The organism is Bacillus sp. XB1 (assembly GCF_053557995.1).
In genome coordinates this window covers 2034332-2060243 of the sequence record NZ_JBNRIL010000001.1, presented here as the reverse complement: position 1 = coordinate 2060243, position 25912 = coordinate 2034332, and the positions used below count along the sequence as shown (strand labels likewise).

Genomic DNA, 25912 nt, shown 5'->3' with positions numbered 1-25912 from the left:
TGAAGGGGAGATTTTTATGTATCGAACCACTATTGACGGAAAAGAAATTATAATTACGTTAGCGCCAAAAATCCGAAAAGAAATTACTGATAGAAATCCACTATATGAAGCGGTATTTCATAATGCTGCAAGATTGTTACAAACAAAGCAACCGACGTTTGCAGTAAATCATGAAATATTTGGGCTCATTATTGGAGAAGTGCAAAGAGGAGAAGTAACAGTGTTTGCAGTGGAACATATTATTCCGAAGCAAAATATATTTGGATCAAACAATTTTTTCTCGGCAATAGAACAGCAGGCAAATTTGTAAAGTGAATAGAATAAGAATAGAAAAGAAATAGTCGTAACGATATGTTGCGGCTGTTTTTTTGGAAAAGGGGGAAATAAGATGAAGAAAGTGGGGAAAGAGTTCTTTTTACAACATGATATTGTTATTATGTATAGCATTCTATTTATTTTCATTATTATTTTAAAAATGCAATTTTTTACTTGGTTTGGCATGTTAGCATGTATGTTTGGGATTGTTTTCTATACGCTTAATGAATATATGACACATCGTTTTTTATTCCATATAAAGCCACCTAAAAACAAATTTCTATTAAAAATGTTAAGAAGATTGCATTATGATCACCACGTATATCCAGATGATTTAAAACTTTTGTTTTTACCTGTATGGTTTAGTATACCTAGTTTTACTATATATTTACTTATAGCATATGGTATTACAAAAAGTGTTACTATTGCACTTTCATTTGGAATCGGAATGATTATCATGCTGCTCGTTTACGAATGGAAACATTATATTGCTCATAGACCGATTCGTCCCGTCACTAAGTTTGGAAGATGGCTAAAAAAACAACATATATTACACCATTATAAAAACGAAAAGTTTTGGTTTGGTGTTTCAAATCCAGTATTCGATTTTATATTTGGAACACTTAAAGACGGAAAAGATGTTGAGTTAAGCGAAACGGCTCGTAATTTAGAAAAGGAAAAAAAGACAAAAGTAGTGCGTTAAGCACTGCTTTTGTCTTAATGAGGATAAATAAGTAAGGTGTCACTTTATTTTGAAAAAGTATATTAAAAATTTAGGGGAAATTGCCGAAAAATGTCTATCAAAAAATCTTTGCATGAATGCATGGATTGTCTAAAATGAATATAAGTTTCTGAATATTTATAAAATTTAGTCTTTAGGTATGCAAGGGGGAAGTGTATTTTAAGTAAGAGAGGGGATCGGTTAATGAAACGAGACGATACGTCAGCACGTAAGTTGCAAAATGAGGTGAATTATACAGAGGTCGTTCAGTCGGAAGAATTTCAATTGTTATTAAATACGAAAAAGAAGTTTATCATTCCAATGAGTATTTTCTTTTTTAGTTTTTTTATCGCATTACCTATTCTAACATCGTATTCAAAGGTGCTTAATACACCTGCATTTGGAGACGTTACATGGGCGTGGGTATTTGCTTTTTCCCAATTTATTATGACATGGGCACTATGTATGATTTATAGCAAAAAAGCAGAATCATTTGATGAAATCTCCCGAAAAATTTTGCAAGATATGCAAAAAGGGAGGGGCTGAACTTGAATACTACTGCATTTGCACTATTTTTAATTATTGTTCTTGGTACGCTCGTCATAACCTATTTTGCATCGAAAAAAACGAAAAATGCGAGTGAATTTTATACGGCTGGAGGGGGATTAACTGGTTGGCAAAATGGTCTGGCCATTGCTGGAGATTACATGTCTGCTGCTTCATTTCTCGGTATAGCTGGAGCAATCGCATTAACTGGGTTTGATGGATTCTTTTATAGTATCGGTTTTTTAGTTGCTTATTTAGTTGTACTATATCTTGTTGCAGAACCGCTTAGAAATTTAGGAAAGTACACTTTGGCGGATATGATTGCAGCACGCTTTGACGCGAAAAAAGTTCGCGGAGTTGCAGCTCTTAATACGATGACGATTTCTATCTTTTATATGATTGCACAATTAGTTGGCGCGGGTGCACTTATTAAATTATTATTAGGGATTGAATATACGACATCTGTATTAATCGTTGGAACACTTATGACGGTGTATGTTATTTTTGGTGGTATGACAGCAACGAGCTGGGTACAAATTGTAAAGGCTGTATTACTTATGGCCGGTACGTTTATTATTTCTGTTATCGTTTTCGCAAAATTCAACTTCAGCGTGACTGAAATGTTTGCCCAAATGAAAACAGCTACACCATTAAAAGATTCATTTTTAAATCCAGGTGTAAAGTATAAGGATGGCCTTGATACACTTTCTTTAAATTTAGGACTAGTACTTGGTACAGCTGGATTACCACATATACTTGTCCGCTTTTTTACAGTACGTGATGCAAAAACTGCACGTCAATCTGTCGTATATGCGACATGGTTAATTGGTGCATTTTATATTATGACGATTTTCTTAGGATTTGGTGCGGCAGCGTTTGTAGGAAATGAAGCGATTATTAAAGCGAACCCAGCGGGTAATATGGCAGCACCTTTATTAGCCAAAGCGTTAGGTGGAGACTTCTTATTTGCTTTCGTATCAGCAATTGCTTTTGCAACAATTTTGGCTGTAGTGGCAGGTCTCGTATTAACGGCAGCATCAGCATTCGCTCATGATTTTTATAATGAGATTATTCGCAAAGGGAAATCAACGGAAAAAGAGCAAGTATCTATGGCTCGTTATGCATCTATTGGGGTAGCGATATTATCTATCATACTTGCATTATTTGCCCAAACATTAAACGTAGCATTTTTAGTATCATTAGCATTTGCAGTTGCAGCGAGTGCAAATCTACCAGTGATTTTATTTACAATATATTGGAAGCGTTTTAATACAACGGGTGCTATTTCCGGTATGATTGTAGGGCTCGTATCAGCAATTGTTCTCGTAGCGTTGAGTCCGAATGTTTGGAACCCTGTAGCTGGAAAAGCTATTTTTGTTGGGGAAGCGATATTCCCATATACGACACCAGGAATTATTTCAATTCCGCTCGGATTTCTTGCAGCATATTTAGGAACTGTTTTATCTAGTAAGAAAGAAGATGCAGCGAAATTTGATGAAATTCTTGTGAAATCTAATACTGGTCAAGGTATTAGTGATGCGTCTTCACATTAAATAAAAGAGGAGCTTTTCGATAGATAAGAAAAGCTCTTTTTTCTTTTGTCATTTTCTTGTAAATATTACTGATTTGTAAGTAGGATTTGTCTTAATTTTGTGGAATGAAAATAGCAGGGAGAAATTTAAGTCATCATGGCACCAGCGCAGCTTTTGTGAAAAATAAGTTGTTATGGAAGGTGGAAGTAATGATGAAAACGAAGCAAACTGATGAATTATTAGCAAAAGATGAGCAATATGTTTGGCACGGAATGCGTCCCTTTAGTCCAAATAGTACAATGGTAGGGGCAAAAGCTGAAGGGTGCTGGGTTGAAGATATACAAGGAAAAAGATATTTAGATGGTATGAGTGGTCTTTGGTGTGTGAATAGTGGATATGGAAGAACGGAGCTCGCAGAAGCGGCTTATAAGCAATTACAAACATTATCATACTTTCCAATGTCACAATCTCATGAACCAGCTATAAAGCTTGCTGAAAAGTTAAATGAGTGGCTTGGGGGAGAGTATGTTATTTTCTTCTCAAATAGTGGTTCAGAAGCGAACGAAACAGCTTTTAAAATAGCAAGGCAATACTATGCGCAAAAAGGTGAACCACATCGTTATAAATTTATGTCACGTTATCGTGGGTATCACGGGAATACAATGGCGACAATGGCAGCGACGGGACAAGCGCAGCGTAGATATCAATATGAGCCGTTTGCTTCAGGCTTTTTACACGTAACACCACCGGATTGTTACCGTATGCCTGAAATTGAAGGGCAGCATATTTATGATGTAGAATGTGTGAAAGAAGTCGATCGTGTTATGACGTGGGAATTAAGTGAAACAATTGCTGCGTTTATTATGGAACCTATTATTACAGGCGGGGGCATATTAATGCCACCACAAGACTATATGAAAGCTGTTCATGAGACATGTCAAAAACACGGTGCCTTGCTTATAAGTGATGAAGTGATTTGCGGCTTCGGTCGTACAGGAAAAGCATTCGGATTTATGAATTATGATGTGAAGCCAGATATTATTACAATGGCAAAAGGCATTACGAGCGCATATTTACCATTATCTGCAACAGCTGTGAAAAAAGAAATATATGAAGCATTTAAAGGGAAGGGAGAGTATGAATTCTTCCGACATATTAATACATTTGGTGGAAATCCAGCAGCTTGTGCATTAGCCCTTAAAAACTTAGAGATTATGGAAAATGAAAATTTAATTGAGCGATCTGCGCAAATGGGTTCCCTTTTATTAGAGCAACTAAAAGATGAAATTGGGGAACATCCGCTTGTTGGGGATATTAGAGGAAAAGGTCTATTAGTTGGAATTGAATTAGTAAATGATAAAGAGACGAAAGAGCCAATTGATAACGACAAAATCGCAAGTGTCGTAAATGCTTGTAAAGAAAAAGGGCTTATTATAGGACGAAACGGTATGACGACAGCAGGATATAATAACGTCTTAACATTAGCACCACCGCTTATTATTTCAAGTGAAGAAATTGCCTTTGTTGTTGGAACGTTGAAGACGGCGATGGAACGTATTTAATGAATCGAGCGAGCTGTAATATACAGCTCGCTTTTGTTTATTATGTGAAATATGATAAATTTTTCAAAGGGAGGGGAATTATTATGAAGAAATATGATCCTAATCAACATTATCACATCGGATATTATGAAGATGGATATGATTTAGAAGTGACAGCGTACAAAAGAATACATGAACCAGTTTGGGATGCTTATATTCCGCACTATGAGGTGGACGATTTTTATAAGAAAGTGGAGGAAATGAAACTGGGTGAATATATAGATGATTATGGTATTAAGGTGTATTCATTTAGTAATGATATCAATGATGAAGAAGCACGAACTATTTTTGAAAAATGGTTAAAAACGAATGGAATTGTTTAAAGATAAAATGAAAAAGGAGATTGCTATCTTATAAAATAGCAATCTCCTTTTATTATAGTAAACTTATTTACTTGCTTTCATTGCTTTATCTTTTGCACCAAACGTGTATTTTAACATTGGTGGTGTAATCATTGTAGTTAAAATAACGACAATAACGATTGCTGTAAAGTAATCTTGTGCCAATAGACCTGAAGAAAGTCCTGTTCCTGCAATGATAAGTGCAACTTCACCACGAGAAACCATACCAGAACCGATAATTGCAGAAGACTTAGCATCAAATCCAGTCATGCGTGCACCAACACCACAACCAATTAGTTTCGTTAATACAGCGATTACTGTTAATGCTAAGATGAACCAAATTTGATTGCCAATACCGTCAAATGTAATATTCATACCGATACTAACGAAGAATACCGGAACGAACATAGCGTAAGCAATTGGTTCTACTTTCTTTTCTACTTCATGTTTGTAGTTTGTTTGAGAAATTGCAATACCAGCAGCGAAAGCACCGATAATACCAGCAATTCCTAATAGTTCGCCGAAATATGCGAATGAGAAACAGATGATAAGAGCTGCGCTCACGATAGACTCAGATACGCGCAGTGGTGACAACCAACGCATAATTGCTGGAACACCTTTCCATCCGATTAAAATAATAGAAGCGAAGAATACTACTTTCTTCAAGATAACCATTGTTAAGTTAACATCATCAGTGCCTAAGAAGCTCATTGCGAATGCTAATAAAATAACAACAAGAATATCATCAAATACAGCGGCTCCAAGCATCGTCGTACTTTCACGTGTTTTCATTTTACCTAAATCACGAAGTGTTTGTACGGAAATACTAACACTTGTCGCACATAGAAGTAATCCTAAGAATACAGCGTTTCCTTGTTCCATTCCCATAACAAGGCCAGAAACGTAACCACCTACGAATGGAAGAATAATACCTCCGAGTGCAACTGCTAAAGAAGAATTACGATTGGCGTTTAATTCTTCTAAGTCTGTTTCAAGTCCAGCCATAAACATTAGAAGAATAACCCCGACATTACTTAATTGAGTTAGAAGCTCTGAATTTTCAATCCAACCTAATACAGCTGGACCGATAACGATACCGACAATTAATTTACCTAGTACAGAAGGTTGACCTAATCTAACACTAAGATCACCAGCAAGCTTTGTACTTAATAAAATAAGTGCAATTTGAAAGAAAAATTCGAATTCCATCTGATCCTCTCCTCATCATTTTTAGTTTTATCATACGATTTCTCGGAATTTGCCTAATGAAAATATGTAAAACCCATTAAACAAAAGGGTCTGATTACAAGTTCTTTTGAACTCGTAATTTGAACCTGTAATTAATATATAATACATTTTGCAAAAAATCAATGAAAAAATGGGAGCTTTTTTAGAGAGAGACGGTGTTATTAGAGGTATACATATAAGAATAGTGTGTGAATTTTTATATGTATGAAATAGTATGAAGTCCTTTTTCATTACAAATAATAAAGCCTAAATGCTATTTCACGAATTATAAATGTGAAAAGGAGGTTTTATCATTTGAATTCATTAAAAAATAACTTGTCTATTGTTGCTTTAGGTGGAGTAAATGAAATAGGAAAAAATATGTATGCTATCCAATATGAAAATGATATTGTCGTCATTGATTGTGGATCTAAATTTCCAGATGAAAGTTTATTAGGGATTGATTTAATAATTCCAGACGTCACATATTTGCAAGAAAATAAAGAAAAAATTCGCGGTTTAGTAGTAACGCACGGGCATGAGGACCATATTGGCGGAATACCATATTTTTTAAAACAACTAAATGTACCAATCTATGCAACAAAGTTAACGTTAGGTTTAATTGAAATTAAATTAAAGGAACACAATCTTCAAAATGATACGGAATTAATCGTTATTCATTCAGAATCAGAAATTGATTGTGGTTCTATTAAGGCAACCTTTTTTAAAACGAACCACAGTATTCCGGATTGTCTCGGTATTGTTTTTCATACACCAGAAGGTACTGTAGTACATACAGGTGATTTTAAATTTGATTTAACACCAGTAAATAATCAACATCCTGATATTCATAAAATGGCTAAAATAGGAAGTGAAGGTGTACTAGCTTTATTATCTGAAAGCACAAATGCAGAACGCCCAGGTTTTACTCCATCAGAAAGGTCAGTAGGAGAACGGGTAGAGGAAATATTTATGAAAGCAAATAGAAAAGTAATTATTTCTACATTTGCTTCTAATGTGAATCGTGTTCAGCAAATAGTTGAAGCTTGCATAAAAACAAATCGAAAATTGGCTTTGCTCGGGAGAAGTATGGTAAATGTAGTAGAAGTTGCTCTAGAGAAAGGGTATTTACATATTCCAGAAGGTATGTTAATTGAAGCAAATGAGGTAAATCGTTTAGATCCAAAGCAGGTTGCGATACTTTGTACAGGAAGTCAAGGAGAACCGATGGCAGCTTTAGCGCGTTTAGCGAGTGGAAACTATAGACAAGTTGATGTTTTACCAGAAGATACGGTTATTATAGCTGCGACTCCGATTCCAGGAAATGAACGTAACGTTTCAAGAATTATAGATAATCTATTTGCTTTAGGAGCAAAAGTAATTTATGGATCAGGTAGTTCTACTGGAGTCCATGTATCTGGTCATGCGTATCAAGAAGAATTGAAATTAATGCTCACTTTAATGAAACCTAAATATTTTATCCCAATTCATGGAGAGTTTAGAATGCTACATCACCATAGTTTGTTAGCAGAATCAATTGGTATTGAAAAGGAAAATATCTTTATCGTACGTAATGGAGATGTTGTAGATATTAGTAATGAAGTGGCAATTCAATCTAGAAGAATACAGGCAGGAAATATATATGTAGATGGATTAGGAATTGGAGATGTTGGAAATGCATTATTACGTGATCGTAAACAACTTTCAGAAGATGGAATGCTCGTTATAGTTATTACTTTTAATAAAGTGGATGGAGAAATAATTTCAGGTCCTGATATTATTTCTCGTGGATTTGTCTATGTTCGTGATTCAGAAGAATTTTTAAGAGAATTAAATAAATTAGCTGTTATTACAATTAATAATTTAAAGAAAGAGAATGTGAATAGCTGGGGTATTTTGAAAAGGGAGGTAAGAGAAGCGTTAGGGAAGTATATATATACAAATACAAAACGAAAGCCGATGATTCTTCCTATAATAATAGAGGTTTAATAGTAAAAAAAGAATTCTCGTATGGGAATTCTTTTTTGTTTTGAAGACAAAATGAACATATAATGAAATAAATAGAAATGGAAGGAAATAAAAGATGTTATTAAATAAACGTTTTACAATTGGAGAAATGGCAAAAATGCATAATATCGCAGAATCTACATTAAGGTATTATGATGAAAAAGGAATTTTTCATCCGTCCATTGTTGATCCTCAAACGAATTATCGTTATTATACAATCGATCAATTTTCACTATTAGATACGATTAAGTTTTTACGCCAATTAAACATTCCATTAAAGGAAATTAAAAAATATATTGATGAAAGAAATCCAGCATACGCACTCAATTTACTGGAAAAACAACAAGAGATGATGCTGAAGAAACAAAGAGAAATTGAGTATGCTTTAGCGAAAATGGAGCATAGAATTCATTTAATTAAGGAAGCAACAAAAGCAAAAGCTGAACAAATGGTAATAAAAGAGATCCCGCAGCGAAAAATAACAGCTATTGCGGTTGCCCCGAATACGACGGATGATATGTTTGAGTACTACATTCATTCGTTGCAAAAAAATATGAGGCAAATGGATGATAGCTTATTTTCTGGAGATATTGGTGTAACTGTTGCGAAAAAAGGGTTAATGCAAAATGAGTTTCAAGCATATAGCAGTGTATTTATTCTTTTGGATTATATGCCTTTTGAAGTACAGAGTTCAGATGAAATTAAAGAAGGTATGTTTGCCTGTGTATATCATCATGGGCCATATGAAGAAACTGATGAAACATATAAGAAGCTAATGAAATATATTGATCAAGAAGGATACGAAATAAGTGGAGATGCAATTGAGATTGCATTAATTGATTGGTCTGTAACAGAAGATCCTGAGGAGCAAGTAACAGAAATTCAAATTCCTATAATGAAAAAACAAAGCAATAAGTTATAGGACTCGTATAATTACAAATGAGCATCAAACGCGATAATTAAGTCACCTATTTTTTAATTCTCTATTGACCTTAAAGTTACTTGAAGGTTTAAACTAAGAAAAGAGAGTTGAAAAAAGGAGCATATTAGAGTATGGAAGCAACAGAAAAATTAAGAGAAAAACCAATTAAAAGCTTATTTATTTCTTATTTAATACCAGCAGTTCTTGGAATGGTATTAATGTCAGTGAATATTGTAATTGACGCGGTTATGATTAGTAGAGGAGTTGGGGCGAACGGTTTAGCAGGAGTGAACGTGGCTATTCCAGCCTTTTCGATTTTCTTTTCTATTTCATTATGGATCGGAATGGGCGGGGCAACGTTATACTCCATTGCATTAGGTGAAAATAAACGAGAAAGAGCAAGGTCTATTTTTACTCAATCAATGACGGTAGCAGTTGTTATCGTAGGGATTTTAGCAGCGATTTGCTTATGGAGAATAGAAGATTTAGCATACTTATTTGGTGCAAACGAAGTGATTCTACCATATGCGTTAGACTATTTACACGTATTATTAACATTTGGAATGATATACGTTTTAGAAAATATTTTAAGTACATTTATACGAAATGATGGAAATCCTAATTTAGCAATGGCTGGTCTTGTTGTAACGGCTGTATTAAATATAGTGTTTGACTATATCTTTATTTTTATCTTTGGATGGGGCGTAACAGGTGCTGCCTCAGCGACTATTCTTTCGGCAGCGATTGGTTTCCTTGTATTATTAACCCATTTCTTTAGAAAAAGTAGTATTTTAAAGTGGACGAAATTTCATTTTGAATGGGATACTGTCAAACAAATTATGGTGATTGGTTTCCCAAGTTTTACAGCAGAAAGTACGGTTGCAATCGTAACGATTGGTTTTAATATCGCATTTGTCCAATATGCAGGAGAAGTAGGAGTAGCTTCCTATGCGATGGTGAATAGTATTCATGCAATGACATTACTATTATTCTTTGGTGTTGGAGCAGCATTACAGCCAATTGCTAGTTTCCATTACGGGGCAAATTTATCAGAGAGACTTCGTGAAGGATTGAAGTTTGCTGTGAAAATTGCAGTTGTCCTTGGAGGCGTTGCGATAATTGTCGGATTATTCTTCGGGAAATATATCATTGGTTTATTTGATGTTCAATCTCCAGAATTATTGGAGTTAACCTTAACAGGTATTAGTTTATTCTTTATCCAATACGTATTTTTAGGTTATAACATTGTGTATGGAGAGTACTTCCAATCAGTGCGACAAACGAAGAAATCAGTACTTATTATAATGAGCCGAGGATTACTATTTATTATTCCATTGTTATGGATTATGCCGAAACTATTTGGTATAAATGGAATTTGGCTCGTTATGCCAGTTGCAGAAGTAATGACAGCGATTATCGTATTTACGATGAATCGTATGAAACATCCTGTTCCATTAAATATGGCAGGAGAGAAAGAAGCGATATGATAAAACATCCCCTTAAGCAATTAAGGGGATTTTCTTATTCCTTTAAACTAATAGCAAAAGATCCATCCGTTTCTTGAACAGAAGCAAAGGCAACGTTTTTAATATTTGTAATTCCTTTTTCTTTTAATTCTTTATATAACCATTTTTCATCTTTATGTATTAACTTTAAGTTATCATATTGAATTTGTGAATCGACGATAAGTGCAATTGGTAATCCAGCATACTTAACATCTATGTTTAAATCTTTTGGAGTTAATGGTACAAGTTCTCTTTTTGGTAAAATACTAATAGCGCCGTTCGCTTCTAAAATAGCGTATTCAATTTCATGAACACTTGGATATCCTGCAACGCGAAGATTAGAAAGCAGTTCTGCAATGGGGTATCTACTTTTTTGTAAGTTCTCAAAAATAATATCACCATGTTTAATTAAAATGATAGGGTGTCCGAGAATAAAACGATTTAGTTTGTTGAATAGGCTTAATTTTGTAAGGAGTAAATGTAAACATGTGATAACAACCATACCGAGAAATGCTTGTAAAGCACCAGAGACGGGTATGGCCTGGAAAGCTAAATAAGATAAAAAAATTATAGCCCCAAAATCATGAGGAGTTAGTTGCGCTAACGCGGATTTACCGAGTAACTTAAGCGATAGCAAAAATAAGATGAAAAAGAACGACACGTTACATAAAAAGAGAAGCAATAGAGACACTCCTTCGTGTAAAGTTGTACTTACTATTCCCGAAAGTAATATAAATATTACCTTTCAGAGGATAAATTAGGGTTTATTGGAATTTGTCTGTATACAAACAAATAAATGGATATTATCATGAAGGAAGTAAAAGAAAATAGGAGTATATGAATATGAGAAAGAAGAAAATAATGAAGGGCATTTTAGTTGTTATAATGATTTGCGCCGTGTATGCGGGGTTTTTACAATATCACATTTATAAGCATGGGCATATGAATGCAACATACGATGCTGATTACATAATTGTACTAGGATCGAAAGTAAATGGGACGAAACCATCTTATTCATTGCAATATCGTATTGATAAAGCAGCTGAATATTTAAAATCACATGAGAAAACAATCGCTATCGTATCTGGAGGACAAGGAAAAGGCGAAGACATTTCAGAAGCATTAGCAATGAAACAAGGACTAATAAAACAAAATATCGTAGAAGACCGCATTATAATGGAGGACAAATCTACGAGTACAGATGAGAATATTACATTCTCAAAACCGTTAATTCCAGCCGATATGAAAAAAGGTATGATCGTAACAAACGATTTTCACATGTTTAGAGCGAAAAAAATAGCGGCCAAACAAGGTTTACAATTAGAAGGTCTTCCGGCAAAAACACCGAAACCAATCATCATTCCATCGAATGTACGAGAATATTTAGCAATTACACAGTATTGGTTTATGAATCGAATATAGTGAAAGTGATCCCGTCTGAAACTCAGGCGGGATTTAGTTTGAGGAAAATCTTACAAATATGTCACGTTCGTGAAAGGTAAAGCGATAGTTTCTAGAATGATTTCCTGACATAATGAAGGTAACAAAAACTATTTAGAGGTGAATCGGATGAAAGGAAATAATATTTTATCTTCGTTATGTTACTTTAGTATCTTTTTTGCACCATTTTTACTACCAATTATCGTGTACTTTGTTGCAGAAGATGAAGTGAAGTATCACGCGAAAAAAGCATTTTGGTCACATGTTTTCCCATACGCAATCTTATTTGGAGGACTAGCAGTATCAGGCATGTACGGTTTAGGTTTCAATCAATCTGACGGTGCTGGAATTGGAATGGCTATCACATATGCAGTGTTCATTCTTGTAGGAATTTACTACTTCATTTGGAATATCGTAAAAGGTATTAAAGTTTTGAAAACGGCGTAATAAGATAATTATAATTTCATTTACCGTATCGATAAACGTTTTAAAAAAGGGCAATTCAAAAAGAATTGCTCTTTTTGTGCTTATAAGTTGTGAAAATTGAAAAAGATATGTTAATTTTTCATTATGAAGAGAAAAAAGGAGTGATTTTCATGAATGAGATCATACATAAGATGGAGCAACATGTTTCAGTTCGTAAATATAAAGAAGAATCAATTCCGAAAGATGTAGTAGAAAAGATGGTGCATGCTGCGCAACATGCAGCTTCATCACATTTTGTACAGGCGTATTCTGTTATATATGTAACAGATCAGGAATTAAAGGCTAAACTAGCAGAGCTATCCGGAAATCGCCATGTGAAGGACTGTGCAGCATTTTTTGTTTGTTGTGCAGATTTAAAACGACTTGAAATTGCATGTGAAAAACATAGTACAGAGATAAAGCATGAGGGAGTAGAAGACTTTATCGTTGCGACGGTAGATGCTTCACTTTTTGCGCAAAACTTAGCACTAGCAGCAGAATCGTTAGGATACGGTATTTGTTATATTGGTGGTATTCGTAATAATCCGAGAGAAGTGAGTGAACTGCTTCATTTACCGGATAAAGTATATCCTGTATTCGGAATGACAGTCGGTGTACCAGATGAAGAACATGGAGTTAAACCACGTTTACCAGTAGCAGCAGTTCTTCATGAAAATGGATATGATGAACAAAAATATGATGAATTACTAAACGAATATGATGAAACGATGAACGCGTATTATAAAGAAAGATCATCAAACAAGAAAAACGTAACATGGACGGAATCAATGAGTTCGTTTATGTCTAAAGAAAAAAGAATGCATATGAAAGAGTTTTTAAGTGAAAAAGGATTAAATAAGAAGTGAGTAAAGAGGCAAACCTGTGATGCGGGTTTGCCTTTTTGAGAAGGAGAAATACCTAAGGCCAGAAAGTTGTTTATTCTTTCTGAACTTAGGTATTTTATTTGTTATCATATACATAAAAATAAAAATAAATAATTTTTTACAAAAGTGATAGAAAATGAGAATGAAATACCAATAGTAAGTAAAAGCGGCATAATAGCCGCTTTTTATCGTTTTATTTAGTATTTGATTTGAAATATTTTCCTTATGAAAGAAAGATTATTGCTAATTGTAAACTGTCAATAAAGTTATTTAAGTTTTGATATGGAATACCCCGCCGGAAAATACAGCAATAATTTCGTTTGAACATATCTGTTATTGCACGATCTAAAGCATCTTCTATAACAAGTTCAAACTTTCAATAAGAAGATAACCCCCTGTACAACTTAAAAGAATGTACGTAAATATTTTAAAAATCCGTTGATTAAGCCATTTAAAAATAATTTGACCTATAAACAAGCCTAAAAATACAATTGGAATGGCATAAAAACTTGATTCCCAAATGGTTTTGTTTGTGCCAGTAAAGAGTATTTGAGTTACTAGACTAATGAAATATATAAACAGATAAAAAGCTAATGTAGTTGCTCTTAACTTCTCTTTTTCAGTATTAGTTCCTGTAAAATAAAGTAACAGGGGTGGACCTGGCATACCGATACTTGTCGTTAAAAGACCAGATAATCCGCCAACTATGAAATCTCTAGATTGTGTTGATCTAACCTTAACGTTGCATATTAGCAACAATGTTAATAGTAAGAGTAGGATGCTAACTGCTAATTTAAAAGTGTTTATGTTAACGGAAATGAAAATTAAAATGCCAAAAGGAACACCAACTATACTTCCAAAAATAAACCTTTTCAGTAGAACAAAATCAACGTCCATTCTTATTTTCCAAATGAGTGAAATGGAGATAATTAAAGATAAAATAATGTTTATTTGTATAGCTTCTTGTGGTAGAAATAACATAAGTAAGAAAGGGGTTGCCATTATGGAAAAGCCAAAACCTGTACTTGCTTGCAGAATAGAAGCCACTAATATAATACATATGAAAAAGAATGTGATACCCAAAACAGCCCTCCTATTTAATCAAGTTTAACTAGTTAAAGTCTATTATTTAAGTGCAATGTTTCACAAACTTATTTGTATTTTAACATAAATATCTAGTTTTTTCTCAAATAGTGTTGCCATATAAGGCTCTTTAACTAAAAAATCTGACTTGTATTTTTAAACAATTTTATTATGGGGAAACAAATAATGAATGGGATCAAAATGTATTGATTATCATTAAATTATTCACTGAGATCCCCGCGATAAAACAAGAACAGCCATATAAAACTTACAAAAATACAGCATGTAGCTAATAAACAGCCAATCATTTGAGGAGAAAGAATTTCTAACAGCCCTCCTGTAAAAAACATCGATAACTGAATAAGAGATCCGTAAATGGAATAATGGAATGAAAAAACTTTACCTATCATATTTTCGTGTGTGTAAGTTTGAAGTAATGTCGTATCAAGTGGAACATTATCTCCTCTTTTATATAATTTTAGCCCTAGTGATTCATAAAAAGGTATTGATACTTTTAAGTTGCGGACAGGTAAATGTGCTTCGTAAAGACCTCTAATCATTGTAATCCCCCTTAGTAAAAATGTTTCTTATTCCATAGTAAACAATATGTTGCTAGTTGAAATCGCAAATAAGAGGGATATAAATTCATACGAAAGTATGAAAAAAAACAGCTCATATTTGAGCTGTTTTTCTATAGTTTTTAGTTCATTTTTCAAGGATAGGATATATTAATATCCGTATCCGCCGCCACCCCAACAGCTACATCCGATGATGATTAGAAGGATGAATAGTACGATAAGCAAAGCAAATCCACCGCCGAAACCAGCGCAACTTCCACCATAACTCATATGTTTTCCTCCTTTTTAGTAAGTTAATCTATATGGTTCATGGACTACTATATACAGTATGTTTTTTGTATAGAAAACGAGCCAGTCTCATTTATAATTAGACAAATGCCTGTAGATTCATTAGGATTGCATGTTAGTGATTTGTAAATAAACCTTTACGTAATTCATAATTTAGGCATAAAAAATAAAAAATTGTAAAAAAAACCATTTTCTTATTTTTTTATGAGAGAATATGTACTATAATTTTACAAGTAATATTATGGGAAAAGGGAGTTTTAGTATAGAGATGGAGATGGGACAATTAAAAAATAAAATAGAAAACAAAAAGAAAGAGTTAATTCAACTTGTTGCGAGACACGGATTGGATCATGATAAAGTTTTGTTATTTAGTCGTGATTTAGATATACTTATTAATAAGTTTATGAACATAAAAGACAAAGTGCATAAATAAAAAATTTATAGTTTTTTATATTAAGATGTTTCACAGAAAGGAGAGGACAGTAATTGGAACATTTACAGGAAGAATTGTATAAACAAATAAAAGAAGAAAAAGGTACAGTTACAATTTTCTTAAAGAGTGGCGTTAGAATAGTAGGAGAAGTTGTTGGAGTGGATAAATTTACAGTTTTAATCTTAGTGGATGGAAAACAACAGCTTATTTATAAGCAGGCTATATCAACAATAATGAAATAAGACACTCTTGTTGAGTGTCTTATTTCATTATTGCTTGCATGCCTCAACATCAATGCCGGCAGCAATTAACTTCTTTTCTCCATCTTGTTCAATAATTTTTTGTAATTTAGATAGGAAAGAATCAAAGTTTGTATGCTTTGCTACTTGGAATGTCATTTTATGTTCAATTGGTAGCCACGTATCAATATCAGCTTCGTTATGTTGGATTTTCACCTCAAGTTTATCGAGTGCATTAGCAACTTTTGCTTCGTACGTTTTTTTCGCTTCAAACTCCATCCATAAGTCATATAATTCCTCGCCGAGAGAACCTGTTAACGTTTGTTTAATATTTAAAATAGCCTCCAGTTCATTTTTTTGTTTTTGTAGCTGTAATTCGTGACTATTCATTGTATCAAAAGCAGGAATATCACCAGCTTCGGCTTCGACTAGGTCGTGAATAATAACCATTTTAAGTAATTTCTCAATACTTACTTTTTGATCCAAATAAGGTTCAACTAAAATGGCCATTAGAGACATCCGCCATGTATGTTCGGCAACACTTTCTTGACGTCCGTTGGAAAGCCAGCTATGTCGCATTTCATATTTTAGTTTTTCTGCTAATGCAATGACTTGTAAAATGTTGTGTTCCATCGTGATCCTCCTCATTTATTCATACCATAATTCTAATATAGAAATGAAATGTGTCAATTTCATGAGTATATTGCGATAAACAGATGATAAGCGTATAATACATGTTATATGTGAAAACGTATTATTAAAATAAAAAAATGTTATATAAAAATGGAAAGGAAAGGGCAGAAATATGGGAGAGAAAAATCAAGTATTAGCTAGACCACAAAGAAGAAAAAGGAAGTTTGATATTTCTAGCCCAGTGGGCATTATAGTAGGTTTTATTATAGTGATAGCGGCAATTATGCTTGGCGGCGGTGGAATAAAAGCTTTCAAAAACTTTTTAGATGTTTCATCTATTTTAATTGTCATAGGGGGAACAACAGCGACAATTGTTGTGGCATATCGATTTGGAGAAATAAAAAAATATACGAAAAGCATTTTTACTGTTTTACATAGAAGAGAAGAAGATTTAGAACAGTTAACGGATTTGTTTGTCGATTTTTCGAAAAAGTCTAAAAAGCACGGCTTGCTTTCTTTAGAGGTAGATGGAGAGCAAGTGGATAATCCTTTTATTCAAAAAGGAATTCGATTAATGTTAAGCGGTTACGATGAAGATGAATTAAAAGAAGTGTTATTGAAAGATATTGAAACGGAAGTGTATGAGTTAAGAAAAGGAGCAGCATTATTAGATAAAATTGGTGATTTTGCTCCAGCTTGGGGCATGATAGGGACTTTAATTGGTCTTATCATTATGCTCCAAAACTTACAAGATACATCGCAAATTGGTACAGGGATGGCAGTTGCGATGTTAACGACATTATATGGGTCTGTACTTGCGAATATGATTGCAATCCCTCTTGCGGAAAAAGTATATCGTGGTATTGAAGATTTATATACAGAGAAGAAGTTTGTAATAGAAGCAATTTCAGAATTGTATCGTGGACAAATCCCTTCTAAATTAAAGTTGAAACTGGATACATACGTATACGAAACAAAGGTAAAAAAGGTAAAAGGAGCAGCCTAATATTTCAAGGAGTGGTATGATGAGTAAAGGACCGCAAAAGGGATCGCCTCGTTGGATGACGACTTTTACAGATTTAACGATGTTATTATTAACTTTCTTTGTATTACTAGTTGCTACATCAAAGCAAGATGCAGTAAAATTGTCAAAGATGCTTGAAAAGTTTAGTGATACGGGGCAAGTAGATGCAAAAGTAATGGAAAATACAATACCGGATATTTCACATGAAAAAAATGATGAAAAAATGATTTCAAAAAAGAGAATGGATGAATTATATAAGAAGTTAAAAGCATATGTAGATAATAATGGTATTAGTCAAGTGAATGTATATCGAGAGGATACAGGGGTAAGCGTCGTTATAGTAGATAATTTAATATTTGATACAGGCGATGCGAACGTTAAGCCCGAAGCGAAAGGGATAATAAGTCAATTAGTTGGATTTTTTCAATCCGTACCTAACCCAATTGTTGTAGAGGGACATACAGATAGTAGACCTATTCATAACGAGAAATTCCCTTCTAATTGGGAGTTATCTTCAGCACGAGCGGCAAATATGATTCACCATTTAATTGAAGTGTATAATGTGGACGATAAAAGGCTAGCTGCGGTAGGATATGCAGACACAAAGCCAATTGTACCAAATGATTCACCGCAAAACTGGGAAAAAAACCGTCGCGTTGTTATTTATATAAAAGAGTAGTATATTATTATTTTAATAATAAAATAATAAAAACACGAAAATTCTTTTAAAAAAATATTAAATTTTATCATTTTATTTTGTATAATGAGTGAGAATGATAAGGTGAAATATTAAGATATATTTATACATAGAAGGAGAGAATTAAAAAGAATGGCACATAAAATTTTAGTAGTAGACGATGCGATGTTTATGCGAACGATGATTAAAAACTTATTAAAAAGTAATGCTGAATTTGAAGTTATTGGCGAAGCAGAGAATGGTGTAGAAGCAATTCAAAAGTATAAAGAACTTCAACCTGATATTGTAACATTAGATATTACTATGCCAGAAATGGACGGGCTTGAAGCATTAAAAGAAATTATTAAAATTGATTCAAGTGCAAAGGTTGTTATTTGTTCTGCAATGGGACAACAAGGTATGGTATTAGATGCAATTAAGGGCGGGGCAAAAGACTTTATTGTAAAGCCATTCCAAGCGGATCGTGTAATTGAAGCTTTAACAAAAGTAGCAAATAGTTAATATAGAAGGGGTGCCACAAGGAATCAAAACAGTGATAGCGGATCGACGTGTGGCCCCCTTTTTTCTCATTGTAAAACACTAAATTGTTATACATAAATGAAATGTTTGTTAGACAGGTAGGGGATAAAAATGCAAACAGATCTATTAAATATATTTTTCGAAGAGTCAGAAGAACATTTACAGTCGCTAAATGAAAATGTGCTAGTGTTAGAACAAAATCCTGCTGATATGGATGTTGTAGGAGAAATATTCCGATCCGCTCATACATTCAAAGGTATGTCTGCGAGCATGGAATTTACGGAAATGGCTGATTTAACGCATAAGATGGAAAATGTGTTAGATGAAATTCGTCATGGAAATATAGTTGTAAATGCGGATATTATTGATGTGATTTTTGAGTGCATTGATAATTTGGAGAAGATGGTTGCAGATGTGCAACAAGGTGGAATGGGCAATATTGATGTAGCCTCAACTAAACAGAAATTAGAAGCATTATTGAACGGCAATGTAGAAACTCCTACGGAACATATAGAGCAAAATCATATAGACACCGATGATGCAGTTTCGCATGAAGTGCATATAACAGTTGAACAGCAAGCAATTTTAAAAGCGGTACGTGCTATTATGTGTATTGAAGCATTGCAAAATGTAGGGAATATACAAAAAACAGCTCCGAGTATTGAAGAAATTGAAGCAGATGCTTTCGGATTTGAATTTACAGTATTTATGGATACTGATTGTAGTATAGAAGAATTGAAACAAGTAGTACTTCATGTTTCTGAAATTGAGAAAGTGGAAGTAAAGCAAGGAGAACCTATATCGAAGGAAGTAGCTTCTAAAAAAGTCGTTACACAAGAAGTTGTGCAAGTAGAAGGAAAGCTACAACCAGCTGTGGCTACGCAGGTAGAATCACCAATAGCGGCAACGAATCAACCTTCAAGTGCTATGCCAGCTAAAAGTACTATAAAAACGAAAAATGCTAAAGTGGAGAATCGTTCAATTCGTGTTCAATTAGAGAAAATCGAAAGATTAATGAATATGTTTGAAGAAAGTGTAATTGAACGTGGGCGCATTGATGAATTGGCTCAAACGATTCAAAACAAGGAGCTAATTGAACATTTAAATCGATTAGGCGATATTTCAAAAGATATTCAAAATGTACTATTAAATATGCGTATGGTGCCGATTGAAACTGTGTTCAATCGTTTCCCGCGTATGGTACGTATGTTAGCGAAAGATTTAGGGAAAAAAATCAATTTACAAATTACAGGTGAAGATACTGAAGTAGATAAAATTGTTATTGATGAAATCGGTGATCCGCTCGTTCATTTAATTCGAAATGCAATTGATCACGGTGTTGAAACTGTTGAAAAACGACGTGATGCAGGTAAAAATGAGACAGGTACGATTAAATTAGAAGCCTTTCATAGTGGAAATCATGTCGTTATTCAAATTACGGATGATGGAAACGGTATTAATAAAGGGAAAGTATTAGAAAAAGCGATTAAAAATGGCGTTGTAACTGAAGCGGATGCGAATAGATTAACAGATCGTGAAGTGTTTGATCTTATTTTCCAACCAGGATTTAGTACAGCTGAAGTTGTATCAGATCTTTCTGGACGCGGTGTCGGATTAGATGTTGTAAAACATACGATTCATAGTTTAGGTGGACATTTAATTATTGATTCTGAGGAAGGAAAGGGAAGTACATTTAGAATTGAACTTCCATTAACGTTGTCTATTATTCAATCTATGCTTGTTCAAACGAATGATAAGCGTTATGCTTTACCTCTTGGAAATATCGTTGAAGCAATTCGAATTAAGAGAGAAGACATCCAATCCTTACAAGGAAAAGATGTGTTAAATTATCGTAATCAAATTATTGAAGTGAAACATTTAAGTACTGTATTTGGTGAAAAAACAGTAGATGAGGCGTTTGCGTCATATGATGGTCAAATGGTTCCTGTGTTAATTGTTCGTAATACACATCGCAGCTATGGACTTATTGTAAACACAATTATCGGTCAAAGAGAAATAGTCTTAAAGTCATTAGGTGACTTCTTTGCAGAGAGTTCTAACTATTTCTCTGGTGCGACGATTCTCGGTGATGGACGAGTGGTCCTCATTTTAAACCCAGAAGGTTTATAATAGGAATGAAGGAAAGCTCCCCACTTGTATACAATTGGGGAGCTTTTTGGCTAATCGTTACGAATCTAATAATGGGATACATAGTAACGTTTTATACTAATGAGTTTGCTAAAATAAAATAAGAGTTTATATTATTTGATAGAAAAACAGAAATGAGGAGGCAGGGAAAATGCCTGAGCAACACACAAAAGGGGATACGAGCACGATTGTGCTAGAAAAAGAAAATGAGCATTTAACGCCCCAAGAATGCGATATTCTTGGCGAAATTGCAAATATATCATTTGGTTCAGCTTCGACTGTATTATCAACAATTTTAAATAGGCAAGTAAGCATTACTGCTCCTCGTATAGAGTTGGTAGATTTATATGATTCAAGAGATGTCGAAGTTCCACATGTTGTATTAAACATTCATTTTACAAAAGGATTAGATATGGAAAACCTCCTTGTCCTTAAGCAAGATGTTGCATTGTCCATTGCTGATTTAATGATGATGGGAACAGGTGAAGTCGAGGACGGAAAAGAACTTGGTGAATTAGAGCTAAGTGCTGTACAAGAAGCGATGAATCAAATGATGGGATTCGCAGCTACATCTATGTCGGAATTCTTCCAAGATACAGTAGATATGTCTCCGCCGACGATTAAAGTTGTAAAGTTATCAGAAGAAATGGAGAAAATCTCTGAAATCGATGGGAATCATACGATTGTTAAAGTATCGTTTGATTTAAAGATAGATAATCTTGTAAACTCTAAACTTGTACAAATTGTTTCAGTTGAGCATGCGAAACAAATGGTAAATAAATTAATGCAATTATCTGGTGGAGTAGAAGAAACAGACGAACCAGCAGAAGTAGTGGAAACTGAGATTGTAGAAGAAGTTGAAAAAGAGCATTTAACACAAGAAGAGAAAGATGTGCTTGGTGAAATTGCAAATATTTCAATTGGCTCCGCTTCAACAGTATTGTCAACGCTTTTAAATCAGCCAGTTACAATTAGTACACCAAATGTGGAAGCAATCAATGTTCGTCATTATGATGGAGTACCAGTACCATTTGTTATTTTAAATGTCGACTTTGTTGAAGGGCTAAAGAATGAGAATGTATTCGTATTTACGAAAGATGTTGCCTTAACAATGGTAGATTTAATGATGATGGGAACAGGGGAAGTTGACCCAGAAAAAGAGCTTACTGAATTAGAACTGAGCGGTATTAAAGAAATTATGAACCAAATGATGGGTCATGCTGCTACGGCGATGTCAGAAATGTTTCAAGAAAAAATGGACATGACGCCGCCAAATGTTAAATTTGTAACATTAAAAGAAGAAATGGAATATTTGGGAGAGTCAATGGAAGTGGACGAACTCGTTCAAATTACGTTCAATCTTGAAATTGGCGATTTGCTTCAATCGAAGATGTATCAAATTTTGCCAATTTCCGAAGCGAAAGAAATGGTAAGGCGACTTCTGTATCCGATGGTGGAAGAAGAAGAGATTGCCACAGAAGAAATTGAAGAAGAAAAAATTGTAGAACCAGTTGTGCAACCTATTGAATTTAAAGAAGTAAAACAAATGGAACCAGTATATATGGACACGTCCATTCTACAAAATGTAGAAATGAACGTGAAATTTGTATTTGGAAGTACAGTGAAAACGATTCAAGATATATTAAGTTTACAAGAAAATGAAGCAGTTGTACTAGATGAGGATATTGATGAACCGATTCGTATTTATGTAAATGATGTATTAGTAGCGTATGGTGAACTTGTAAATGTAAATGGATTTTTTGGAGTAAAAGTGACGAAATCACTATAAGGCATTGAAATAGGAGTTTGAACTAGTAGATGAAAAACGTAAAGTTTTTTCTAATGAGTTGGCTATGCATACATGTGTGCTTGTTCTTCCCCTTGCAAAGTCAGGCTGAGGAACAAATTGAGCCAGATCAAAAAATAAATGAAGTGAATGTACAAGAAGAAAATAAGGAATCTCAAGAATCTTCAGAGCAAGTGGAAACGAAACAAGATGAAGAGAAACAAAAAGAAGCAGAACAAGAAGTAGAACAACAAGAAGTAGTAAATAAACAATTGAATGAAAGAAAGATAGAAACAGAACAGGGAATTATTACAGTAAATAAGCAGGAGCTTAAAGTTGGCGAAGAAGTGCGAATTGCTGTAGAACCAAATGGGAAAAACATTCAAAGCATGAAAGGTATATTGCAGTTACAAAAAAATGGCGAGCAATATGCGCAAGAAAGAATATTATCTTTTGGGTATGATGAAGAAACGAAGAGCTGGGTTGCGAACTATAAAGCAGGGGATTTTGATTTGCAAGGTGATTGGAATCTTCAGCTCGTTCAAAGTTACAAAGAGAATGAGAAAGAAGAGATCGTAAAAAATGAAGTGAAAGTCCCGCTCATTCGTATTAAAAATGAAACGCCAACTATAGATAAAGAATTGCCAAAGTTACAGAAAGTTACTATTGATGAAGTGAAAGAGGACTTAGTTGAACGAAAACAGGGAGATTCTATACATATACGAGTAAAAGCGTCAGATATAGAATCGGTTGTAAAAGAAGTGCGCGTTACATTAAAAGGGAAAGAAAATAAAGAGCTTTCGTTTTTATTAGACTACAACAAGCATGATATGGATTGGCAAAAAGTATTTGAAATAACAGAAGCATTGCCGACTGGGCCATACGAATTACTTGTAGAGATAATAGATGGAGCAGGTAATAAACTTGTTGAAGAAAGTGAATATACCATTTCTGTTTTGGCGCCAAAAAACGAAGATGATAAAAAGATAGAAGAGAAAGAAGATAAATTAGATAATAAACTAGAAAATGAATTAGAAGATAAGAAAGAAAATGAGAAGCAAAAAGATTTGGAAATCAAAAACCCGCTTCCAGAAGAAAAATTGCCAGTTGTTCAAATTCCGAAGCAAGATGAGAAAGTAAATAAGTTTATAAAAGAACCGTTGAAAGAGAAAGAGGAATTTACTTACGTTATAAAAGAGCCGTTCGAAGACAACAAGGAAGTACATAAGGCGAAGGACCAAAAAGAGAAAAATAACAAACAGGTTGTCTCTAAAAAGAAAGAACAAAAAGAAGAAACGAAAGACAAGGAAGAAGAAAAAGGTGAACAGGGAGTACAAGCTTCGGATGTATTTACTATCATGTCAGGTTTGTTCGTACTGTTTTTAGTTTTAAAGAGTAATAAAGAATGGGGCTAATTATTTCATAGTAGTGGAGGCGCTTAAATGGAGATTAAACGTACGACAATTGAAGATAAGACGCTACAACCATTAAAACAGCCTGCAGCTATTTCGGAACATGAAATCCAGAAAGAACGAAAGCGTAGCAATTTAGTGTTTACTGGACAGTCTAAAATTATTTCGAAAAATAATGAGATAGGTATTTTACTTGCAAGTTTAAGTGATGGAAAGATTATGAAGGAAATGCTTTCTAAAGAGATGGATACAGTGTTACAACTTTTTAAAAAGTTACATACGTTATCTGAAGAAGGAAAGCAATCAGAAAAAGTGTTTGAACAAGTAATTAGAAGCCTGCAAGGACTTATTAAGCAGGCGCATATAAAAGAACTTCCTTTGTTAGATGGAACATATGATTTCGCTGAAGTACAACTATCATTTGGTAGAAAAGTACATATTCCTTTACTAGATGTAAGTGCACTTATCTCTAGAGTGGAAAGTGATTCTTCAGAAGGAAATATAAATTTGATGGTAACGGTTATTACTGCTTATATAACGAAATTGTCTAACGAAACAATTTTAATTAGCGTTACAGACCGCATTGCTAAAGATCGGGATGTAAGTGTATGGAGAGCGCTTGCGGAAATGAACATGACACAATTATCACAGGCATTGAAACAAACGATGCAAGAACATAAATGGTCTATGACGTTTCTTTTTCTCTTCATATGGATTGTCGGTATTATTTTAATTCGAGTTATGTAAAAAGGTCGTCACTCGATTGTGACGACCTCTTTTATATTTTTTCGTAGAAGAATGTATCAAATCGCTGAAGATTGTAACGTTCGGGTGTTAAAATTTGTTCCGTACTACCAACAAATAGTACACCGCCTTTTCGTAAAGAACGACTAAATTTTTCGTAAAGTTTTACTCTTGCTTCTTCTGTGAAATATATCATTACATTACGACAAATAATCAAATCATAATTTGTATCGAATGACTGCATTAAAAGGTCATGTTGTTTAAACGAGACGTTTTGTTTAATGTTTTGATGCAATGAATATAGACCATTCTCTTTTGTGAAATGACGTTCTTTCAAATCAGTAGGTAATTCCTTTAACGAACGTTCTGTATATTGAGCGCGTTTTGCGGTTTCTAAAATATGAAAATCAAGATCTGTTGCTTGAATTTCAAAACGAAATGGAGCTAGATGCTTTGATAAAATTAAAGAGAGTGTATATGGTTCTTCACCAGCAGCGCAAGCGGCACTCCATACCTTTAATTTTCCGCTATTTTGTTCGAGTAATTTTGGTAGTGCTTTCGACTCTAAAGTTTGCCATCGTTCTTTATTTCTAAAAAACTCTGAAACGTTAATTGTAATATAGTCAATAAAATTTAAAAATAAATTTTGATCAGCGCGTAATTTGTTTAAAAAATTAGTGTAGTTTTCGAAGCCTTTTCTCGAAATGAAAGCATCGATTCTACGGCGCATTCTATCTTGTTTATATGAAGCGATGTCCATATTGAATTGTTGTTTAAAACTCGCGATAAAATGATCATAATCTTGTTCAATTATCATATTTA

At 33.8% G+C, this 25912-nt stretch carries 28 protein-coding genes; 21 read left to right on the top strand and 7 right to left on the bottom strand.

The genetic code is table 11. The features are described from left to right. Nucleotides 1-16: 16 nt before the first annotated feature. The 6 genes from ACK1U5_RS10485 (at nt 17) to ACK1U5_RS10460 (ending at nt 5038) form a co-directional block, all read left to right on the top strand. Nucleotides 17-310: a hypothetical protein gene (locus tag ACK1U5_RS10485; protein WP_000286362.1), complete on the top strand. Its 294-nt coding sequence runs from the start codon at nt 17-19 to the stop codon at nt 308-310. Between the two features lie 78 nt (nt 311-388). Next, nucleotides 389-1018: a sterol desaturase family protein gene (locus tag ACK1U5_RS10480; RefSeq protein ID WP_000755394.1), complete on the top strand. Its 630-nt coding sequence runs from the start codon at nt 389-391 to the stop codon at nt 1016-1018. Nucleotides 1019-1240: 222 nt separating this feature from the next. Then, on the top strand, nt 1241-1582 hold the full coding sequence (locus ACK1U5_RS10475; RefSeq protein WP_000817366.1) for a DUF485 domain-containing protein: 342 nt from the start codon (nt 1241-1243) through the stop codon (nt 1580-1582). Nucleotides 1583-1584: 2 nt separating this feature from the next. After that, nucleotides 1585-3135, top strand: a complete 1551-nt coding sequence (locus tag ACK1U5_RS10470; protein ID WP_001098236.1) for a solute symporter family protein — start codon at nt 1585-1587, stop codon at nt 3133-3135. Between the two features lie 191 nt (nt 3136-3326). After that, complete coding sequence (locus ACK1U5_RS10465) at nt 3327-4676, top strand: aspartate aminotransferase family protein (RefSeq protein WP_000850983.1); 1350 nt, start codon at nt 3327-3329, stop codon at nt 4674-4676. Continuing rightward, nucleotides 4676-5038: a DUF3986 family protein gene (locus ACK1U5_RS10460; RefSeq protein ID WP_165852336.1), complete on the top strand. Its 363-nt coding sequence runs from the start codon at nt 4676-4678 to the stop codon at nt 5036-5038. Before ACK1U5_RS10465 ends, ACK1U5_RS10460 begins: the two co-directional genes overlap by 1 nt. A gap of 63 nt (nt 5039-5101) precedes the next feature. Here ACK1U5_RS10460 and ACK1U5_RS10455 read toward each other — a convergent pair whose 3' ends face one another. Further along, nucleotides 5102-6265 (bottom strand): cation:proton antiporter, encoded by a 1164-nt coding sequence (locus ACK1U5_RS10455; RefSeq protein WP_000393905.1) that lies wholly within the window; start codon nt 6263-6265, stop codon nt 5102-5104. Between the two features lie 333 nt (nt 6266-6598). Between ACK1U5_RS10455 and ACK1U5_RS10450 the strand changes: the two genes are divergently transcribed. The 3 genes from ACK1U5_RS10450 (at nt 6599) to ACK1U5_RS10440 (ending at nt 10699) form a co-directional block, all read left to right on the top strand. Then, a complete protein-coding gene (locus tag ACK1U5_RS10450) occupies nt 6599-8272 on the top strand; it encodes a ribonuclease J (protein ID WP_001086704.1) in 1674 nt (557 codons plus the stop codon). A 94-nt stretch (nt 8273-8366) separates the two neighbouring features. Further along, nucleotides 8367-9212 (top strand): MerR family transcriptional regulator, encoded by an 846-nt coding sequence (locus ACK1U5_RS10445; RefSeq protein ID WP_000925910.1) that lies wholly within the window; start codon nt 8367-8369, stop codon nt 9210-9212. A 131-nt stretch (nt 9213-9343) separates the two neighbouring features. Next, complete coding sequence (locus ACK1U5_RS10440; protein WP_000388390.1) at nt 9344-10699, top strand: MATE family efflux transporter; 1356 nt, start codon at nt 9344-9346, stop codon at nt 10697-10699. Nucleotides 10700-10733: 34 nt separating this feature from the next. Here ACK1U5_RS10440 and ACK1U5_RS10435 read toward each other — a convergent pair whose 3' ends face one another. Next, nucleotides 10734-11399, bottom strand: coding sequence for a DUF421 domain-containing protein (locus ACK1U5_RS10435; RefSeq protein WP_000923922.1), 666 nt, complete (start codon nt 11397-11399; stop codon nt 10734-10736). A gap of 161 nt (nt 11400-11560) precedes the next feature. On the opposite strand from ACK1U5_RS10435, the gene ACK1U5_RS10430 reads away from it, so the two are divergent. From ACK1U5_RS10430 to nfsA, 3 genes are all read left to right on the top strand, one after another. Next, nucleotides 11561-12139: a YdcF family protein gene (locus ACK1U5_RS10430; protein WP_001227678.1), complete on the top strand. Its 579-nt coding sequence runs from the start codon at nt 11561-11563 to the stop codon at nt 12137-12139. A gap of 147 nt (nt 12140-12286) precedes the next feature. Then, entirely contained in the window at nt 12287-12604 is a 318-nt protein-coding gene (locus ACK1U5_RS10425; RefSeq protein ID WP_000678055.1) for a DUF4870 domain-containing protein, read from the top strand. Nucleotides 12605-12753: 149 nt separating this feature from the next. After that, on the top strand, nt 12754-13488 hold the full coding sequence (nfsA, locus tag ACK1U5_RS10420) for an oxygen-insensitive NADPH nitroreductase (RefSeq protein WP_001002392.1): 735 nt from the start codon (nt 12754-12756) through the stop codon (nt 13486-13488). 375 nt (nt 13489-13863) lie between these two features. On the opposite strand, the gene ACK1U5_RS10415 is transcribed toward nfsA, so the two are convergent. The 3 genes from ACK1U5_RS10415 to ACK1U5_RS10405 form a co-directional block, all read right to left on the bottom strand. Further along, the gene (locus tag ACK1U5_RS10415; RefSeq protein WP_000513081.1) at nt 13864-14589 is read right to left on the bottom strand and encodes a sulfite exporter TauE/SafE family protein; all 726 of its coding nucleotides are present in this window, start codon (nt 14587-14589) and stop codon (nt 13864-13866) included. Nucleotides 14590-14810: 221 nt separating this feature from the next. Beyond that, complete coding sequence (locus tag ACK1U5_RS10410; protein ID WP_044584273.1) at nt 14811-15149, bottom strand: hypothetical protein; 339 nt, start codon at nt 15147-15149, stop codon at nt 14811-14813. 168 nt (nt 15150-15317) lie between these two features. After that, nucleotides 15318-15437 carry a YjcZ family sporulation protein gene (locus tag ACK1U5_RS10405; RefSeq protein WP_000120179.1) on the bottom strand — a complete coding sequence of 40 codons (120 nt, stop codon included), beginning with the start codon at nt 15435-15437 and terminating at the stop codon, nt 15318-15320. Between the two features lie 232 nt (nt 15438-15669). Here ACK1U5_RS10405 and ACK1U5_RS10400 point away from each other — a divergent pair, with 232 nt between their 5' ends. Both ACK1U5_RS10400 and hfq read left to right on the top strand, forming a co-directional pair. Next, nucleotides 15670-15888: an aspartyl-phosphate phosphatase Spo0E family protein gene (locus ACK1U5_RS10400; protein WP_000291688.1), complete on the top strand. Its 219-nt coding sequence runs from the start codon at nt 15670-15672 to the stop codon at nt 15886-15888. A gap of 53 nt (nt 15889-15941) precedes the next feature. Continuing rightward, nucleotides 15942-16130 (top strand): RNA chaperone Hfq, encoded by a 189-nt coding sequence (gene hfq, locus ACK1U5_RS10395; RefSeq protein ID WP_000400665.1) that lies wholly within the window; start codon nt 15942-15944, stop codon nt 16128-16130. Between the two features lie 27 nt (nt 16131-16157). Here hfq and ACK1U5_RS10390 read toward each other — a convergent pair whose 3' ends face one another. Continuing rightward, a complete protein-coding gene (locus tag ACK1U5_RS10390; RefSeq protein ID WP_003312897.1) occupies nt 16158-16760 on the bottom strand; it encodes an HD domain-containing protein in 603 nt (200 codons plus the stop codon). A 172-nt stretch (nt 16761-16932) separates the two neighbouring features. Between ACK1U5_RS10390 and ACK1U5_RS10385 the strand changes: the two genes are divergently transcribed. The 7 genes from ACK1U5_RS10385 to ACK1U5_RS10355 all read left to right on the top strand — a co-directional run bounded on the left by ACK1U5_RS10385 (nt 16933) and on the right by ACK1U5_RS10355 (nt 25093). Further along, entirely contained in the window at nt 16933-17766 is an 834-nt protein-coding gene (locus ACK1U5_RS10385) for a flagellar motor protein MotP (RefSeq protein ID WP_000504191.1), read from the top strand. Nucleotides 17767-17785: 19 nt separating this feature from the next. Further along, nucleotides 17786-18463: an OmpA family protein gene (locus tag ACK1U5_RS10380; protein ID WP_000033627.1), complete on the top strand. Its 678-nt coding sequence runs from the start codon at nt 17786-17788 to the stop codon at nt 18461-18463. A 150-nt stretch (nt 18464-18613) separates the two neighbouring features. Next, the gene (locus tag ACK1U5_RS10375; RefSeq protein WP_000940568.1) at nt 18614-18982 is read left to right on the top strand and encodes a response regulator; all 369 of its coding nucleotides are present in this window, start codon (nt 18614-18616) and stop codon (nt 18980-18982) included. Nucleotides 18983-19111: 129 nt separating this feature from the next. Continuing rightward, a complete protein-coding gene (locus tag ACK1U5_RS10370; RefSeq protein WP_069605353.1) occupies nt 19112-21130 on the top strand; it encodes a chemotaxis protein CheA in 2019 nt (672 codons plus the stop codon). A gap of 169 nt (nt 21131-21299) precedes the next feature. Next, on the top strand, nt 21300-22937 hold the full coding sequence (locus ACK1U5_RS10365; protein WP_001115015.1) for a flagellar motor switch protein: 1638 nt from the start codon (nt 21300-21302) through the stop codon (nt 22935-22937). Nucleotides 22938-22966: 29 nt separating this feature from the next. Beyond that, on the top strand, nt 22967-24349 hold the full coding sequence (locus ACK1U5_RS10360; RefSeq protein WP_069605354.1) for a transglycosylase: 1383 nt from the start codon (nt 22967-22969) through the stop codon (nt 24347-24349). Nucleotides 24350-24376: 27 nt separating this feature from the next. Beyond that, nucleotides 24377-25093, top strand: coding sequence for a hypothetical protein (locus ACK1U5_RS10355; protein ID WP_000403962.1), 717 nt, complete (start codon nt 24377-24379; stop codon nt 25091-25093). A 31-nt stretch (nt 25094-25124) separates the two neighbouring features. Here the strand turns inward: ACK1U5_RS10355 and ACK1U5_RS10350 are convergent, their stop codons facing one another. Next, on the bottom strand, nt 25125-25907 hold the full coding sequence (locus tag ACK1U5_RS10350) for a CheR family methyltransferase (RefSeq protein WP_021728666.1): 783 nt from the start codon (nt 25905-25907) through the stop codon (nt 25125-25127). Nucleotides 25908-25912: the final 5 nt, after the last annotated feature.